19 protein-coding genes are annotated in these 14,245 nt (G+C 69.0%); 1 reads left to right on the forward strand and 18 read right to left on the reverse strand.

Annotated elements, in window-relative coordinates; genetic code table 11:
* Window positions 1-93 precede the first annotated feature (93 nt).
* From ACGRHY_RS29045 to ACGRHY_RS29085, 9 genes are all read right to left on the reverse strand, one after another.
* Entirely contained in the window at window positions 94-1,017 is a 924-nt protein-coding gene (locus ACGRHY_RS29045) for a ParA family protein (protein ID WP_394638640.1), read from the reverse strand.
* A gap of 1,161 nt (window positions 1,018-2,178) precedes the next feature.
* A complete protein-coding gene (locus ACGRHY_RS29050) occupies window positions 2,179-2,781 on the reverse strand; it encodes a hypothetical protein (RefSeq protein WP_394638641.1) in 603 nt (200 codons plus the stop codon).
* 71 nt (window positions 2,782-2,852) lie between these two features.
* Window positions 2,853-3,047 (reverse strand): hypothetical protein, encoded by a 195-nt coding sequence (locus ACGRHY_RS29055; RefSeq protein ID WP_394638642.1) that lies wholly within the window; start codon window positions 3,045-3,047, stop codon window positions 2,853-2,855.
* 107 nt (window positions 3,048-3,154) lie between these two features.
* Entirely contained in the window at window positions 3,155-3,481 is a 327-nt protein-coding gene (locus ACGRHY_RS29060; RefSeq protein ID WP_394638643.1) for a hypothetical protein, read from the reverse strand.
* Between the two features lie 49 nt (window positions 3,482-3,530).
* Window positions 3,531-4,754 (reverse strand): hypothetical protein, encoded by a 1,224-nt coding sequence (locus tag ACGRHY_RS29065; RefSeq protein WP_394638644.1) that lies wholly within the window; start codon window positions 4,752-4,754, stop codon window positions 3,531-3,533.
* Window positions 4,755-4,807: 53 nt separating this feature from the next.
* The gene (locus ACGRHY_RS29070) at window positions 4,808-5,374 is read right to left on the reverse strand and encodes a hypothetical protein (protein WP_394638645.1); all 567 of its coding nucleotides are present in this window, start codon (window positions 5,372-5,374) and stop codon (window positions 4,808-4,810) included.
* 85 nt (window positions 5,375-5,459) lie between these two features.
* Window positions 5,460-5,840 carry a hypothetical protein gene (locus ACGRHY_RS29075; RefSeq protein ID WP_394638646.1) on the reverse strand — a complete coding sequence of 127 codons (381 nt, stop codon included), beginning with the start codon at window positions 5,838-5,840 and terminating at the stop codon, window positions 5,460-5,462.
* 100 nt (window positions 5,841-5,940) lie between these two features.
* Entirely contained in the window at window positions 5,941-6,468 is a 528-nt protein-coding gene (locus ACGRHY_RS29080; RefSeq protein WP_394638647.1) for a hypothetical protein, read from the reverse strand.
* A gap of 31 nt (window positions 6,469-6,499) precedes the next feature.
* Complete coding sequence (locus ACGRHY_RS29085; protein WP_394638648.1) at window positions 6,500-6,811, reverse strand: hypothetical protein; 312 nt, start codon at window positions 6,809-6,811, stop codon at window positions 6,500-6,502.
* A 320-nt stretch (window positions 6,812-7,131) separates the two neighbouring features.
* On the opposite strand from ACGRHY_RS29085, the gene ACGRHY_RS29090 reads away from it, so the two are divergent.
* Complete coding sequence (locus ACGRHY_RS29090; RefSeq protein WP_394638649.1) at window positions 7,132-9,921, forward strand: protein kinase domain-containing protein; 2,790 nt, start codon at window positions 7,132-7,134, stop codon at window positions 9,919-9,921.
* Between the two features lie 65 nt (window positions 9,922-9,986).
* Here ACGRHY_RS29090 and ACGRHY_RS29095 read toward each other — a convergent pair whose 3' ends face one another.
* The 9 genes from ACGRHY_RS29095 to ACGRHY_RS29135 form a co-directional block, all read right to left on the reverse strand.
* On the reverse strand, window positions 9,987-10,541 hold the full coding sequence (locus ACGRHY_RS29095; RefSeq protein ID WP_394638650.1) for a hypothetical protein: 555 nt from the start codon (window positions 10,539-10,541) through the stop codon (window positions 9,987-9,989).
* Window positions 10,542-10,678: 137 nt separating this feature from the next.
* Window positions 10,679-11,089 carry a hypothetical protein gene (locus ACGRHY_RS29100; RefSeq protein ID WP_394638651.1) on the reverse strand — a complete coding sequence of 137 codons (411 nt, stop codon included), beginning with the start codon at window positions 11,087-11,089 and terminating at the stop codon, window positions 10,679-10,681.
* Window positions 11,090-11,201: 112 nt separating this feature from the next.
* Window positions 11,202-11,381, reverse strand: coding sequence for a hypothetical protein (locus tag ACGRHY_RS29105; RefSeq protein WP_394638652.1), 180 nt, complete (start codon window positions 11,379-11,381; stop codon window positions 11,202-11,204).
* A gap of 112 nt (window positions 11,382-11,493) precedes the next feature.
* The gene (locus ACGRHY_RS29110; protein WP_394638653.1) at window positions 11,494-11,985 is read right to left on the reverse strand and encodes a hypothetical protein; all 492 of its coding nucleotides are present in this window, start codon (window positions 11,983-11,985) and stop codon (window positions 11,494-11,496) included.
* 90 nt (window positions 11,986-12,075) lie between these two features.
* Complete coding sequence (locus ACGRHY_RS29115; RefSeq protein WP_394638654.1) at window positions 12,076-12,345, reverse strand: hypothetical protein; 270 nt, start codon at window positions 12,343-12,345, stop codon at window positions 12,076-12,078.
* Between the two features lie 223 nt (window positions 12,346-12,568).
* Window positions 12,569-12,748 carry a hypothetical protein gene (locus ACGRHY_RS29120; protein WP_394638655.1) on the reverse strand — a complete coding sequence of 60 codons (180 nt, stop codon included), beginning with the start codon at window positions 12,746-12,748 and terminating at the stop codon, window positions 12,569-12,571.
* A gap of 81 nt (window positions 12,749-12,829) precedes the next feature.
* Window positions 12,830-13,102: a hypothetical protein gene (locus tag ACGRHY_RS29125; protein ID WP_394638656.1), complete on the reverse strand. Its 273-nt coding sequence runs from the start codon at window positions 13,100-13,102 to the stop codon at window positions 12,830-12,832.
* Between the two features lie 19 nt (window positions 13,103-13,121).
* Entirely contained in the window at window positions 13,122-13,511 is a 390-nt protein-coding gene (locus tag ACGRHY_RS29130) for a hypothetical protein (protein ID WP_394638657.1), read from the reverse strand.
* 150 nt (window positions 13,512-13,661) lie between these two features.
* Entirely contained in the window at window positions 13,662-14,165 is a 504-nt protein-coding gene (locus ACGRHY_RS29135) for a hypothetical protein (protein ID WP_394638658.1), read from the reverse strand.
* Between the last annotated feature and the right edge of the window lie 80 nt (window positions 14,166-14,245).

The following is a 14,245-nucleotide window of genomic DNA, read 5'->3' on the forward strand; positions in this document are numbered from 1 at the left end:
GCGCGATTGGTGCTTCCTCGCCTCCGCGGGCGGCGAGTTCTGACTACCGCGAAGTCGCCGGCAGGGTCGTCGGACTGGCGGCTCTTACCAGCTTCAGACACCGGAAACCTCCTTCGCCTGCGGTGGTACGGCGGCCTCGGCGGCGTCCAACATCTCGTCAGCGCTCGGGGCGAGCTCCCACTCCTCCTCAGGGGTGTCCATCCTGTCCAACACCTCTTGCAGGAACTTGGCGTAGCGCTTACCGGGAGCTGCTCGGGCATAGCCCAGAACCGCTGGCACTCCCTTGGCGTAGCTGCCGGAGATTCGGGAGTCCTCGCGAATCTCCGTAACGAACGGTAGGAGGTTGGCGTCAACCATCTGGTTTCGGACGTCGATCTCTTCCGTGCTCCACTCTCCCATGGGCTTGGCCATGTTGAGGACCACGCCGAGGTACTTGGGATCAGCGAGGCCGCGGGTCCGGTCCTTGACGTGCCGGATGGTGGAGCGCATCGTCACGGCTCCCTCGACAGTCGCCCCCTTCGGGTTGCACAGCGTGAGGGCGTAGTCGCTAGCAGCGAGAGCGACGCCGTTGAGTGACTGGACGGCAGGCGGAGTGTCGAACACTGCGAAGTCGTACTCGTCATCAAGCTCCTCCAGCAACGTACGAAGGACATGCACCTTCTCCACGCCAGCTGCATGCAAGATGTGCTGCGCGTTGCTCATCGTGGCCTGCTCAGATGCGAGTAGGTGAAGGGCACCCTTCGACTTGCGGGCTTGGAGTAGTTCGCTGCGGTCGATGATGATGTTTCGCAGACTCGAGGGAACGCCTTGGGCAAGCTGCTGCAGAGGGAGCGCCAGCGACTTCGCGACATCCCCTCCCTTCAACCGCACCCCGAGAGCTATCCCGGCCTGGGCCTGCGGCTCGATGTCGGCCACCAGGACACGGAACCCTGCGAGAGCAAGTCCCGCGGCGAGATTGACCGTCGTAGTGGTCTTGCCGGGGCCGCCCTTCTGGCTTGCTACGGCGATCTTCTCCATGGAGAACTCTCTTCCTGCCGGAGGCCAACTCAACAGGCTGCCCTCTGGGCGACTTGCTCGGGTTTGAGGCGGAAAGGCGCTACTTGCACCTCAACAGCAGGGGCAAGCTATGCCCCTGTCAGGGGTGTTTCCGACGTGACTTTAACAGTCCCAGCGTGACTCGTGGGTCTCCGACGCAGCATTGGGTTGACAAAACTGCATGGGTCCTGCTGATCGCGGCTCAAGCGATGCCCGGAGGGGCGAGGTGGGACGGCTCCCTAAGCGGTCCGGTTGTGTGCTCGGCCGGTGAGCTCGGAGGTCGACGAGTGAGGGTGGCTGATCGCTGGCAGAAAGATCAATCTCAACGGGTGGCTGCTGGGGTGGAGGTGAAGAGGTGTGGAGCCAGAGAGGAGCGAAGAGAGGCGGGAACTAGGGGCGGCAGGTGTGCAAAACGGTGAGCTGGTCGGGGGAGAGGGGTGCGAGAGAGAGGGGATGGAGAAGGTGACACAGAAGATCGGCAGAACAAGTGAACAGCAGCGTAACCAAGTGAGAAAGAAGGAACGGAAATTGATGCGTGAGTCTGCGGACAGGAAGGCGTAAGTACATATCGCTATACATCTATTAATTACGGTAGGGGAAAAGGCAGCAATGGAGCAAGTGACGGATAGGGGTAAGGGGTAAGGTAACTCAATAATCATGGATTAAGTGAGAAAGTAGAGAGGGGAGCAAGAAGGGGGTGGCTAGATGAACGTAAAAGATTGAGCATAAGGAACGTTAAGGACTTAGTAGATAAGCTAGCTAGTAACGTAGGTAAGTCACTATAAAGTAAGTGATAGAGATTTTGATGAAGGTGTCGATATCGAAGAAGACTAGGGTGGCTATAAAGAAAGTGCTAGAGATGGGGATTAGAGAATTCTTAAAATTGGTCATGAGGTTATCTATATGGGTAGTCGCATCGGTAGTCATAAAAGAACCACCCAAAGATCAAGGTAGCGAGTATATGTAGGCTCATTAATGGCAATACCGATGCGCATCTGATTAGGTATGCACATGTCTATCTGCATGGGCGTAGAGCTGGGAGCATGTAGAGTCATATGCGTAGGCATAGCTATAGGTATATGCCCTGGTCAGAGCGCCTCTATGTCTGGCGTTCGCAGGGGTCGATGACCAGGGTCAAGTTGATTACTTTCGTTCTTCAGTCCTCACCGTGATGAGTGCAGGTTCGATGTGGAGTGAGCAGTGCTGTGTAGCCTCTTTGAGGGCGTTGAGTCCAACGGCGCAAGCCTCCTTGAGACCGCTTGATTCGATGGTGAGGCGTGCGGACAGGTTGCCGCTGGGGGCCGGCCCGACCGCTCCGTGTACGTCCTGGAGGGCGTCGAAGAGGTCGGCGTAGGTGTCGGGGGAGGCGTTGGCGTTGTCGAACTCGACGTACACGCAGTACGGCCGCACGGGGCCTCGCGTACTGACGGAAGGGGGCTGCGACTCCTCTTCCTGCTCGCCTTCCGCCAAGCGGCGATCGCGTTCCGCCTCGGTGATCACCTCAACTCCGGTGACGTTGCTGGGGGAACCCTGCTGGCCGGTGATTGCACTCTGGGTGCGTTCGATGCCGAGCGTGGCGGCCTGGAGGACGCTGTCGGCCTCGATGGTGAGGCGTGCGGACAGGTTGCCGTTGGGGGCCGGCCCGACCGCTCCGTGTACGTCCTGGAGGGCGTCGAAGAGGTCGGCGTAGGTGTCGGGGGAGGCGTTGGCGTTGTCGAACTCGACGCACACGCAGTACGACGGCACGGGGTTTCTTCCTTGTCTTCCGGGGTGGTGGCTGAGCCGGGCCGCTGGGGGTTCCCAGCGGCCCGGCGCTCTCAGGGCTTGTATCCGGCTCGCTTGAGGTAGGACAGGCAGTTTTTCAGGCTCCGGTGATCGGAGGGGGTGCCTGGGAGGTACGTGACGAACGCTCCCTTCCTCGACACCTTGTAGTGACCCTTCCGCGTCGCCTCCACCGTGAAGCCCTGGCTTTCGAGCTTCTTGATCAGCTGCTTGACTTCCTTGCTCGCCATGCTCTCCCCTACCGGGGGCTTCCTCCCCCCCTCGACTCTTAAGACTATACATGCGGGTTTGTGGCATTGCAAGTCTTAAGAGTCGATATTGGGGGTTGGGTCGCAGGTCAGTGCATGGGCTGTGACCGGCTCGTCAGGGACTTGGGCTGTGGGCCGCGGTCGGAGAGGCCGGGGCGGGTGAGGAAGTGGCGCAGTTCGTTGTCGAGCAGCGTCAGGCAGGTGTCGCACAGGAAGAGCGGTTCTGCGAGGGTGTCGGTGCAGGGGCCGCAGGCGGCGCACGGACCGCCGCCTGCCTGATGCTCGAAGGCGGGGTCCTTGTGGTGTGGGTAGCCCTCCGGGTGGTGGGTGGCACGGGCGTGCGCATCGGTGAAGGCGTGGTCGCGGGCGCCGTCCGGATGCTCGCCGGTGCTCTCGCCGGTCATCACGGTGTGCACCGGGGTCGTGTTGAGCGCGGAGATGGTAGTGCTCCCTTCGTCGGCGTGGTCAGCGGGAGTGCCGCGCTGCGGCGCGGGCTGCGGCTTCCCGGGCGAAGTGGGCGCGTACGAGCGCGGTGGCCGCGCCCTCGGGGGAGTGGTACGGCTCGGTGATGTCCGGGCCGGTCCAGCCGTCCTGACCGGTGCGGTGGATGAGGCCGATCTCGTGGCGGCCGACCTGGACGGGCCGGTTGCCGTCTGCACTCTCCGGGCCCAGTTCGGCGCGCTCCAGGTCCTGGGTGATCGTACGGACCGTGCCGAGCCGGCCGGTGTCGGCCAGGAGGCGGGCGGTGGCCTCCAGGCGCTCACTGCCGTCGACCGCGAGTGCCTCCAGCTCCCGCACGAGGCCCTGCAGCTTCTGGGGCGAGTCGGGGATGCCGGCCGCGCTGGTGCGGGCCGCTGCGGCGATGGCGTCCAGCGCCGCGGCGGTGGCCCGGCAGTCCCGCTCGGTGCGGGCGCAGGGCCTGCTCGGCAGCTTCTCGACGGTGCTCCGGAGCGTCTCCAGGGCACGGGAGAGCGAGGCCGGCGCCGCGGGGGAGTCGGGGATGCCGGCCTGCAGCTCGCGCCAGGTGCGCTGGAGGGTGTCCAGCAGCCAGTCCGCTGCGTGCGGGGTGGGGAAGCGGCCCAGTAGATCCGCCGGCGGCCGGTCCGTGGTCGCCTCCAGGCGCGTGATCGACTGCAGTGTGGTGGTCAGCAGCCGGGCGAGAGGGAAGGCCATCCACTCCCGTGCCTCGCCGGTGATCTCCGACAGCAGTGCGTGTGCGGGAGCGCGGACCAGGTGCAGGAGGCGGGCGACGCGCCGGCAGCCGGTGCGTGTGCCCACGGACGAGGCTTCCTGGGCGACGGCCTCCAGGCCGTCGAGGACGGCGGCCACGTGGGGCTGGCGCAGGGCGTGGAAGTAGAAGGCGCGCGCGGATGTGTCGACGATCTCCTGGCGCTGCAGAGGGATCAGGGCGACCGCGGCGCGTGCCTCGGCGACGCCGGGGTAGGGCTGCCGCTCCTGGGCCGGCAGGCCGTGGAGCGCGATGTGGAACATGACGGTGTCCTCGGCCGCGGCGGACGCGGTGTGGCGCCGCGGGCCGGTGTCGCGGCCGGCCCGGCCGCGGAAGCCGCTGGTGGTGTCGACCTGGCCCACGACTTGGTCGTCGGGGCCGACGACGTCGTGCGCGGCGCCGGGCCCGGCGGTCGGCAGGAGACGGAAGGGCGGGAAGGACGGCAGGTCCAGGGCGTTCATGCTCTTCTCCAGGGGCGGGCACGGGGTGTGTGGGCGGGAGCGGACCGGGAGGGTCAGGGGCGGCACAGGCCGTCGTGGCCGGTGGCCAGGGCACATCCGTCGCGGCAGGGGTGCCCGTTGGCCGCCTGACGGGTGCCGGCCTCCTCGTGGCAGTCGACGCACAGCGCGGGCCGGCCGGGGGCGTCCTCGTCACGGGCGAGGAACGACTCGTCGCCGCACCGCTCGCAGGCCATGGACGGGTAGCAGTCGCAGCGGCCCGCACGGTGGTGCTCGGCCCGGTCGCCGTCGACGACGTCGTGGAAGCGGCCCGCGGTGTCGACGACGAGCGTGCCGGTGAAGGGGCCGGGGTCGGACACCCAGGTCGCCTCGGCGGTCAGGGTCCGCCGGTGGCGCCGGGCGATGTCCTCCAGCAGCCGCTGCGCACGGGCCCACTCGCCGGTGTGCCCCCAGGCGTGGTGCTCTTCCGCGGTCAGGCCGGTCAGCGCACGGCCGTCGCCGGTGAAGGAGAGGGTCAACAGGTGCCCCAGAGCACGCAGTTCCGCCAGCTCGTCCTCGATCTCGGTGGTGGGGACGGGCTCGCCGAAGCCGATGCGGCCGAGGTAGTGGATCTGGGCGCCCATGGGCGGGCCTCCTTCGTGGGGTTCGGTGTTGGCGGGGAGGCCCTGCTGTGCGCGCCCGGCGGGGCCGGGCGCGCACAGCAGGGGGCTACTGCACATGGCAGCAGGCGGCGGGGACGCCGGTGAGCTGGTAGCGCTCGACGCCGTCGGGGATGGGGCGGGCGCTGGCCATCCGCAGCGTGGTGGTGGACTCGGGGTCCAGCTCAACGGTGACGAGCGTGCGGGTGCGGGACTGGGAAACGTCGGTGACCGTGCCGGTCAGCCCGGAGAGGTATTTGGGCTTGATGTTGTCGATGCGGACGGTCACGCCCTTGGTGACGGCGGCCGCACGGGCTTCGCGCAGTACCTTGGTGCGCTGCTTGGCGGCAGCGTAGATACGGTCCAGGTCGTCCTGCGAGGCGTGCAGGGAGACGAATCCGATGGCCGCTTCCAGGGTGGGGGCGGGCTGCTCCGGGACGGTCGCGGGCAAGTGCTTGTCCTCCTCGGTAGGGATCGACGGGAAGCCCCGTTTGACTCTTAAAACAATACTCTCGTGCGCGGTTGTTTGCAAGTCTTAAGATGCGATTCGGTCAGTGCTGTGTACGCGTCAGGCGGATCAGCTCGTAGGCCAGGTCCACCGGTTCCTCGTACAGCGTCACCTCGGCCCGGCCGAAGGAGGTGCGGGCGAACCCGCGCTCCTCCCCGTCCCGGTAGGTGATCTCGGAGGCGTCGCAGCCCGTCTCCAGCTCGGTCCACGCCGCCCAGGGGGTGTCCAGGCAGTCGCACGCGTCGTCGTGCGGGCACGTGTCGCTGTCCAGGCAGCGGGCGCGGATGCTCTCGTATGCCTGCCGGTTGAGGCCGGTGAAGCGAATCTGTGCGTGGGTGCCCGGAGCGTCCTCCAGCAGGTGAGCCTGGAGGCCCGGCGCGTTCACCCAGCACCACGAATCCGGGCCCTCGCCGCGCCAGGCGCGGTGCAGCGTGCCCTCGCCGTCCGTGGCAGCGACGAAAGCCGAGGCCGCGATGTGCGCGGACGCCGAGGCTGCGGCGCGTGCCGCCTGCACGGCCGCGTGCAGGGAGGTGGCGAGCGCCTCGGGCAGGGAAGAGCGGGTGTCGATCACGGGCGTCCTCGAGTCGAAGGGGAGTGGCTGGTCAGGTATTCGGCGCCTGCGGGCGCAGCGCCCTGCACTTCAGGCAGCGCGTACCACGCTCCGTGCGGAGGAAGAAGATGTGTCCGCCGTCGGGAGCGCCGTCGTCGGCGTTCAGGCACCGCTCGGGCACCGGCAAGCTGTCGAGCAGGTCCAGCGCCGTGCGGTGCGCGGCCGCGTCCAGCGCCATGGTCCGAGGGTTGTCGGCCGCGAGTCGGCGGATGAACTCGGCCAGCCGGTCCCGCTGCGCTCGCAGGGACTCCAGGGACTCGGGGGCCGCGGCGCCAGTGGGCGCGCTCAGGTTCTGCGTGGGCACGTAAGTTCCTGTTCTGGGTGGAGGGCCCGAAAGCCGTTTGACTCTTAAGACAATATTGTGGGGGTGTGCGCGCCGCAAGTTTTAAGAGTCGATAGTGGTGGAGGTGCGGGCGGCGCAACAGGACCGGGGCCCGAAGGCCGTACTCCGGCCCGCTGAAGCGTTCCCGCAGACGATGAACTCGGACGGCGCTATAACAGGGATCAGGGCGCGCCGCCCCCACCTGCCGTGACCCGCTCCCATGCGGCGCGGGTGGGGCAGAACCGGCCGTGGCCAGCCGGCACCCGCCCGACACCTCCCGGCCGAGAGCGGAGAAGCACAGCGTGGACGAGGTACAGGAGCTGCTGGCCGAGTACGGCCAGTGGGCCAAGGACGACACGGCGCCCCCTGCGGAGCGATCACGGCGGCTCGCGGACTTCGTCGCCGAACTCCTGTGGCGGACCGTGCCCCTCGCAGCAGTCCAGGTGCTCGATGTCGGTGGGGTACCGGCAGTTTCCTTCGACCACGAGGGCCGGGACTACCTCGTCAGCTGCGCCGTGGGGAACGCCGCGGTCCGAGCGGGGACGGTCTCGCGCATCGTGGAGGCTGCCGGTCTGACCGGACGGCCCGGTGATGCGCGATGGGCCCTGTTGTCCTGGACGCGGGAGCCGGCGTCGGTCGAGCAGCTCGTCGAGGGCGTACGCGGTTTCGGTGTGGTGCTGGACCGCACGCACGTGGACGCCGCCGTCGCCGACCTGCTGCCGCTGGCTGCCCTCATCGGCGGCATCTTCCGCCGGCGCGAGACCTACCTGCCGCTCATCGAGCTGGTCACCGCGCCCGTGCAGGACGACTCGCCCCTGCCGATGACCGCGGCCGCGCGGCTGAGCAGCCCCGTGCACGTGCCTGCGCAGACGTGGGCGGGCGCCACATCCGAGCTGCTCCTCATCGGGGACGCGCAGGACATCCGGCCGACGGGGATGGCCTGGCGAGGCCCCACTTCGCTCCTCGTCACATGCGAAGACGGCGTCCTGGACCTCGACCCGATCCGCGGCCGCACCCGGTGGCTCCTGACGCTGCCCGGCTGCCACGGTGCGCCGCTCATCGAGCCGGACGGCGCCGTGGTGGTGATGTGCGGTGGAGCGGTCGTGCGGTGGCGCGACGGCATGCTGAGCGCCACGGCGGGAGGGTTCGAGCCCGGTGCGGAACTGCTGGCCGACCCCGGCCAAGAACCGTGGGTGCTGTCGGGTTCGGGTGTCACGTTCGGCGCCGGCGAAGGAACCCTCGCACTGACCCGGGCGGCGGGGATGGCCGGCGATCAGATGCGGTACCCGATCGCGTTCGAGGCCGTCGTACGGTCGGCCGCCTGGCTCGGCGGCCGCCAGTTCTTCCTCGCCGCCAGCGGGCACAGCGCCGTCGTCGATCTCAGCCGCACCACGGGACTTGGCCGCCGGGAAGACTGGATCCCCACGGCCGGCCACTACCCGGGCCACCTCCTGGTCACCGGGCCGGACAGCGTGCTGAGCGCCTCGCCGGACGGCTCCGGCAACCGCATCACCCTGCACCGCACCGCGGTCGGCGAGCGATCCAGTGAACCAGTGGCCGAGCTCCGGCTCGATCGCATCCTCGGCCTGGCGCAGGAGCCGGGAGCCGGTCCGGCCTACCTCCTGGCATCCGTTCCGGACAACGATCCCGCACGTACCCGGCCGGTCCTGGTCCGCATCTGCGGTCACCGCACAGCGGCCGCACCTGACACGGGCCGTGCCCCAGCTGAACCGCCGGCAACCGGATACAACCTGGTGAGTCAGTCAGCCAGGGGAGCAAAGAAGGACTACCGGCTCGAACGGATACCGATCGCCAGCGAGGGCCAGGCCGACGTCTTCCAGGCCACGCACAAGAAATCTGGTGCCGTCGTCGCCTTCAAACGGCGCCAGAAGAAGAGCTCCGCAGCCAGGCGTCGCATGGAGCGCGAGGTATGCATCGCACAGCTGCTGGGGGGACACCCCCACGTGATGCCGGTGCTCGACTTCAGCCCCGCCTACGACTGGTTCGTCATGCCCATGGCCCAGGCGACCGTCGAGGACAAGCGCACAGAACTGCAGGACGACACTGCACTGCGCTCCCTGGTGGACGCCGTGGCCGCCGCTCTGGCCGAGGCGCACGGGCACGGCTGGATCCACCGGGACATCAAACCGCCGAACATCCTGCTCCTGGACGGCCGATGGACCGTGGCCGACTGGGGTATCGTCCGGCGCCCCCGCGGACAGACCAGCGCCGGCGGAGCCCTCACCGGCGACGAGATCGGCACTCTCGGCTTCGCCGCCCCGGAACTGTCCACCGACCCCCACCACGGCGCCACCGCCGCGAGCGACATCTACAGCCTCGGCCAGATGATCGGGTGGATCCTCACCGGCACGTGGCCTCAGCCCAACGTCCCGCTCCTGCCTCCCCCGGGACCATGGCGCGGCGTCGTACGCCAGGCCACCTATCCGGACCCGACACACCGGCCTCAGGACATAGCTGCCTTCCTCGCTCTCGTCGAACGAGAGACCGCCCCCCAGACCGCTTTGCCCATCACCCGGGCGCAGACGCTCCTGGAAGCCGCCGGTGACGGTGACGAGGATGCCGCAGCCCACCTGATCGCCCTCGCCGTGGACCAGCCCGACAGCTACGAGCTCTACCTCGACGCCGTCGCCCGCCTGAACATGGAGACCGCCGAACCCGCGCTTCTCACCAACCCCGGCCAGTCCATCGCCCTTGTACGCGCCATGGCAGCCCAGGTCGCCGGCGACCGCGGACAGTGGCCCACTTTCTCGGAAATCAGCCGGGCGATCCGGTGGCTGCTGAGCGTGGCCAGGGCCGCAGCCCGGCAGGAAGAGTGGGACCTGCTCGAGGCGGCAGCCCAAGGCGTGTGCACCTGGGACGATGCCTTCGACCGGTGGAGGCCGCAGGACTTCATCAGGAGCTGGCTGCGCTCGCTGTCCGGGCACGCGGCGACCGTCGTCGCCTCGGTGCTCCGGGAGCACCCGGGCAGCGCCGGGCACTTTTGGGAACTGGAGGACGATCGGCGCGTCGATGCCGGACTGCGCGACGCTGTACGAGTCGCCCTCGCGGTGAACCGGACCGAACAGGAGTAGCGGTCTACGGCAGCGCGAGAGACGTTGCGAACGCCGCAGGGGCTGCGCGTCACGTGCGGCCCCTGCTATCGACCATCCGCTGATGGTCGCAGAGACCCTGCCGCGCAGTCAGCGGTCCGTGGGAACAGGCCAGAGGGGAGGCCGGCGGGCTCCGGGTCGTACACGGCGCCGATCGCCGAGGGCGGGAACAGGTACCCGCCGTACTCGGCGTACCGCACGCGGGCGCTGAGGCCCGGCATCCAGGTCGCTCCTCCGTCGATGCTCGACATGGTCGGCCCGACATAGGTGATCGGCTGACCGGACGGGTCGGTCACGGTGCCGCCCGGCCGGATCTCCTCGCCGGTCGCCCGGTGGCGCAGAATCCGAATGGGCTCGGCCGGATTGTGCAGCTCGCCGCGCAGCGGGTTGCGGGTCAGCGTCACCTCCAGCGCCTTGGCGGCGGCGTTGCGGCGCTCGTAGTCCTCCAAAGCCTGGCGGCCGGCGGCGGTGAGCTCCAGGCGTACGCCGTCGTCGCAGGCCAGCCAGTTCGCGGCGAACAGCTCGGCCGGCGGCGGAGCGAGGTAGGAGGCGAGCGGTCCGGAACGGTCGACGAGATAGCGCACCGCGCCGTACTCGCGCACAGCGGTCAGCGCGCCCCTGCGGGCCGCCTGCAGGTAGCGGGCGTTCCGATCGGTGACGGGATGCCGGTGAATCGGTTCCTCCGAAGTCGTCAGAGGCGACGGCGCCCCCAGGCGCGAAGCGCCGTGCCAGGAGCTGATCAGGACGGCGCGTGCAGCGGGATGAGGTCCTGCGGGTTGCGGGGATAGGGGCCGGTGAAGCTGGGGTGGTCGACGAAGACGTTGACCTTGCCGTGGGCGCCCGGGGCGGTGTGCATCACCGTACGCAGGCAGCCCTCCCAGGTGACGAGGTCGCCGCCCTTCAGCACCGCGACGGAGCGCAGCGTGTACGCCCGGGGCGCCCAGTCGCCGTCGTAGTAGAGGTCGACGTGGTTGTAGGTGGCCGGGCCGCCCACCTCGGAGCGAATCCCCGGGAGGTCCAACAGACTCGGCCCCATGGGGTCGGACCAGCAGACCCTGCGGGTGACGGTGTCCACGGCGAAGAACACGCCGTCGAAGTCCAGGTGAACCCACCCGCCTCGGTCATCGAGTACACGCGGAAGCCGCGCCATGGTGAAGCCTTCCTCTTAGTGGTCGAGTTGCCGTACCAGCCGCCTGAGGAAGCGGTGGTGCGGGCCGTGGTGGTCAGGCAGACAGAAAGAGCAGCACGGGGGGCTTTCTCTCTCAGTCCAGGGGCGTGAAGCGGGTCGTGGTGCGCTTGCGGTTTCGGCGGTCGGTGTAGGAGAAGGTGGACGGCTGGCCTTCGGTCTGGGTGACCTTGCCGTCGTAGGTCCACCGGCCGACCCGGGCTCGGGCGTAACGGACGTGGACGCGGAAGATGGGCAGCCCGGCGGCCTGGCCCACGTGGGCGTTTGCGGCATCCTGGGGAGTCGCGGCGCCGAGCTCGGCAGAGGCAGTGGGGCGAGGGGCGGAAGCGGGCAACAAGAGGACCTTTCCTCGGAATGTCGGGGCAGGGTCAGCCGTCGCACTCGGGCTGCGGGCAGTACCGGCTGCGGTGGTAGGCCTGGGCGAGCACGGTGATCTCGGAGCGAACCGCTACGGGTACGGCGTCGTCGAGGTCGACCTGGCTGGCGAGCCATTCGTGATCGGCTTCGCCTCTGCCCGGGTCGAGGACGTGTACATGCACGCCGGGGCCGGTGGCCTTGGCACCGTTGATGTAGACGGTCACCCCGGTGTCGTTGTCGGGGTCGCGGTCGACCACTACGTCGATGCGGTGCCCGGATCCGGCGGCCGCCCGGCGCAGCTCGTAGCGCAGCCGACCGTTGACGCGCAGCTCGTAGACCCCGGCGCGGGCGTCGAGTTCGCGCAGGAGCGGCCGGTCGCCGCGGGTGTGTCCATTGTCGAAGTGCTCCCAGGTCTCGGCGGCCGGGGCGGGGGTTCCGTCCACGTCTCGGAACCCGTTGTGGCGGGTGGCCTGGGTGAGGGTGCCCCGCAGCTGGGCGAGCACGGTGGTGTGGTTGCGCGGAATGGTACGGATGCCTGTGTCCTTCCTGGTGCGGGTGACCGGGCCGCGCCGGGCGGGCGCGGCCCGGTGCGGTCACTTCTCGTCGGCGGTTGCCAGTCGGACGGTCTGGTGGATGGCCCGGTCGTAGCGCTCCAGGACCTCGGTGCAGGCGAAGTAGGAGTCCTTGGTCTCGCCGGTGGCCATGTCGCGGCCGGTCAGGCGCCAGCCTCCGACCCAGAAGTTGCCCATGGTGCTGGGCCCGTACGGCGTGACCTCGGTGGCCGTGCCGATGTACGAGGTGGTGCGGCCGTCGCGGCCGGTACGGGTGACCACGATGCGGTCACCCTCGGACGGGAAGAACATGCAAACCTCCGGGGAAGGGGATCGGGGCGCTTGTCCGGACCTGGTCGGGCTGCTGGCGCCGCGCCTTGCGGTCGTGCAGGCGGCCGCGGAGCCACAGCGAGTACCACCTGCGAAGAAGCTGGAGGCGAGGCCTCCGAGCGCTTCGAGGAGCACACGGACTTTTGCTTTCTGCGGCAGGGGAGGTCGGCGCCGTCCCCGGCCGTGCCGGGGACGGCGCCGACCGCTACGCGTCCTGCGAGTTCTTCTCCCGCCGGATGCGCACGTAGAGCACCGCGAGGGCGGCGACGGCGCTGCCGAGCGCCGTGCTGATCACGGAGGCGGGGGTCAGGTCGCCGGTGAAGGCACCGGCGACGGAGCCGCCCGCGATGCCGGACAGGGTGAGGAACAGGAACTGGACGAGCACCGAATGCACCCTTCGGATGGCGCGGGGCCGATCCCCGCTGACTCTTAAAACTATACAGAGAGATGCAGGGGAACGCAAGTCTTAAGATTCACCCAGGGCGTGGGGTTCGAACCCTTCTGCTTCGTCGACGAGTTGCACGCCCTCGTCTCGCACGTACGTCTCGTAGGCCATCTGTACGGCGTCGCTGTGGCGGTCGACCAGTAGCTCGCACCACCACAGCGCTCCGTCGTCCTCGTGCGGCGCGACCAGGGCATCGATGCGCGCCTGGTCGCCGTCCTCGACGGTGTGGGACTCCGTGATCACCAAGTCGGCCTCGGCGCCTCCCTCCCACCGGCCGATCAGCAGAACCGACATGCGGGCCCCCTCCCCGTCACTAGTGCGTCGAGCGGGTCGCACGCCCGGTGCGCTCCCACCGGCCGAGCAGAGCGATCACGCCGTCGAGGGCGGTCCGCATCTCCGCCGCATCCGGATCCTCGAAGCGCACGAAGCCGCTGCGGTCGGCCGTCCAGACCAGCTTCCCGGCTGCGTCGCGCTCGTACTCCGCCGGCTGGTCGATGCGGGCGCGGGCGCTGCGGGCGCGGGACAAGACGGTGCGGACCTCGGTGAGGGCTACGCCGGCGTCGCGTCCCCTGGCGGCCTCGGGAGTCAGGCCGGCCGCTGCGCGCAGCAGCAGCAGCGCGGCGGCCGTGGCGGGGTGGTCGGGGTCGGCCTGGGCGGCGGCAGCGCCGAGCTCGGCGTTCCGATCGAACGGTTTGATGGTCACGGAAGCTCCTTGCCGATGCGGTCATCAGTGGTCGAGGTGGCCGGTGCGCAGTTCGGGAAAGACGCGGCCCGGCGGTTCTGCTTCATCCGCCGACCGGGAGGGCGCCTTGGGCAGGTCCTTGGCCGCTCGGAGCAGCCGTGGCGCCACCGGTCAGCGTGGAGCCGGCGGCGAAGGCCGGGCGGCGAGTACCGTGCCGCGTACCTGTTCCCAGGCGGCAAACAGCGCGGGCAGGGCCGGGAGCCAGGCACCGGTGTCCCACGTGCCTTCCGTGTAGCCGCTGTGGCAGCGGTCCGGCCACGTGTCGCAGCCGCACTGATCCCGGTGGTATGCGTTCAGCGCCTCGTCCGCCACGGTGGCCAGCGCAACGGCCGTCGCCTCCTCTAGCTGCAGCGGGCCCAGGCGGGGCGGGTGTCCGTCGACCGGAGTGCCGTCTGCGTGCCGCACTTCCACACCCAGGCTCCCGGCTCGCGCCTGGTACTGCCCGCTGAGCGGCCCCACCTCGTCCTGCCACCTCAGTGCCAGGCGGCCCAGTCGGCAGCGTGCCGGGCAGTCATCGGGGTGGGCAAGCGACATGGACGGCTCGTTGCTGCCGTTCGACACAGTCAGGCGGTGCCATCGGCCCGGCAGCAGGTGGTCCGTGTCGAGGGCGGTCATCGCGGTCCTTTCCGGGGTTCAGGGAGGCGCAAGGGCCCTGCGGGCGCGGCTTCGCCTGCAGGGCCCACAGGAGAGCCGGC

Source organism: Streptomyces shinuiensis (assembly GCF_043660855.1).
Classification (GTDB): domain Bacteria; phylum Actinomycetota; class Actinomycetes; order Streptomycetales; family Streptomycetaceae; genus Streptomyces.

Coding starts and splice junctions, on each gene's coding strand:
- ACGRHY_RS29135 (WP_394638658.1), bottom strand. CDS start 14,165: ATGACCGCCCTCGACACGGACCACCTGCTGCCGGGCCGATGGCACCGC.
- ACGRHY_RS29045 (WP_394638640.1), bottom strand. CDS start 1,017: ATGGAGAAGATCGCCGTAGCAAGCCAGAAGGGCGGCCCCGGCAAGACC.
- ACGRHY_RS29065 (WP_394638644.1), bottom strand. CDS start 4,754: ATGAACGCCCTGGACCTGCCGTCCTTCCCGCCCTTCCGTCTCCTGCCG.
- ACGRHY_RS29115 (WP_394638654.1), bottom strand. CDS start 12,345: ATGTTCTTCCCGTCCGAGGGTGACCGCATCGTGGTCACCCGTACCGGC.
- ACGRHY_RS29100 (WP_394638651.1), bottom strand. CDS start 11,089: ATGGCGCGGCTTCCGCGTGTACTCGATGACCGAGGCGGGTGGGTTCAC.
- ACGRHY_RS29125 (WP_394638656.1), bottom strand. CDS start 13,102: ATGTCGGTTCTGCTGATCGGCCGGTGGGAGGGAGGCGCCGAGGCCGAC.
- ACGRHY_RS29055 (WP_394638642.1), bottom strand. CDS start 3,047: ATGGCGAGCAAGGAAGTCAAGCAGCTGATCAAGAAGCTCGAAAGCCAG.
- ACGRHY_RS29070 (WP_394638645.1), bottom strand. CDS start 5,374: ATGGGCGCCCAGATCCACTACCTCGGCCGCATCGGCTTCGGCGAGCCC.